The following is a 1,279-nucleotide window of genomic DNA, read 5'->3' on the forward strand; positions in this document are numbered from 1 at the left end:
CGGCTGGCTGTTCGCGCGGTCTGTGACCAAACCGATCGACCGGATCTGCGCCGACATGGAGGCGGTGTCCTCCGGCGAGCTGGACATTGAGGTCGCGGCAGCCGGGCGCGGCGACGAGATCGGCAAGATCGGCAAGACGCTGGTGTCGATGCAGGACGACCTGAAGCTGGCCCGCGCCGCCGAGGAGGAGCGCGCCGAGATGCAGCGCCAGCAGCAGCAGGTGGTCGAAAGCCTGAGCAGCGGCCTGGTGCAGCTCGCCGGCGGCGATTTCTCGCAGCCGATCACCTCTGCCTTCCCGGCGGAATACGAGCAGCTGCGGCAGAACTTCAACAGCACCGTCAGCAACCTCAGCGCCACCGTGCAGCAGGTGATCGAGGCCTCCGGCAGCATCCGCAACGGCGCCGCCGAGATCAGCCAGGCCTCCGACGACCTGTCGCACCGCACCGAAAGCCAGGCGGCGACGCTGGAGCAGACCGCGGCGGCGCTGGACGAGCTGACGGCCTCGGTGAAATCCGCCGCCGACGGCGCCCGCAGCGTCGAGGCGACCATGGCCGAGGCCCGCACCGAGGCGGAGAACAACCGCGAAGTGGTGCAGAGCGCGGTCTCGGCGATGACCGAGATCGAGCAGTCCTCGAACCACATCAGCCAGATCATCTCGGTGATCGACGACATCGCCTTCCAGACCAACCTGCTGGCGCTCAATGCGGGCGTCGAGGCGGCGCGGGCGGGCGAGGCCGGCAAGGGCTTTGCGGTGGTGGCCAGCGAGGTGCGCGCCCTGGCGCAGCGCTCCTCGGATGCGGCGATGGAGATCAAGACGCTGATCTCGGACAGCTCCAAGCAGGTGGAGCGCGGCGTCGACCTGGTCGGCAAGGCCGGTGAGGCGCTGCAGAGCATCGTCGAGCAGGTAACCCATATCTCGCAGCTGGTCTCCGGCATTGCCGAAGGCGCCGCGGAGCAGTCCACCGGCCTCAACGAGATCAACACCGGCGTCACCCAGCTGGACCAGGTGACCCAGCAGAACGCGGCGATGGTGGAAGAGGCCACCGCGGCGGGCCACATGCTGAACACCGATGCCGCCAAGCTGGCTGAGCTGGTGGCGCATTTCCGGGTCTCCGGCGGGACCCTGACGGCCCGCCCGGCGGCGGCCGCCAAGCCTGCCCCCGCCGCCAGGCCGACACCCTCGGCGCACGGCGAGGACGACTGGCAGATCGAGGCCAGCCCGGCCCCCGCCGCCGCCGCGAACGGCAACGCCGCCCGCGATCTCTGGCAGGACTTCTGA

1 protein-coding gene is annotated in these 1,279 nt (G+C 70.0%); it reads left to right on the forward strand.

What is annotated here, in order from left to right; all coding sequences use genetic code 11:
* Positions 1–1,279 (forward strand): methyl-accepting chemotaxis protein (locus LHL23_RS23410; RefSeq protein WP_226431760.1); only part of this gene is annotated, 1,279 nt, incomplete at its 5' end.

The sequence above is a fragment of the Leisingera sp. McT4-56 genome (genome assembly GCF_020514995.1).
GTDB classification, from domain to species: domain Bacteria; phylum Pseudomonadota; class Alphaproteobacteria; order Rhodobacterales; family Rhodobacteraceae; genus Leisingera; species Leisingera aquaemixtae_A.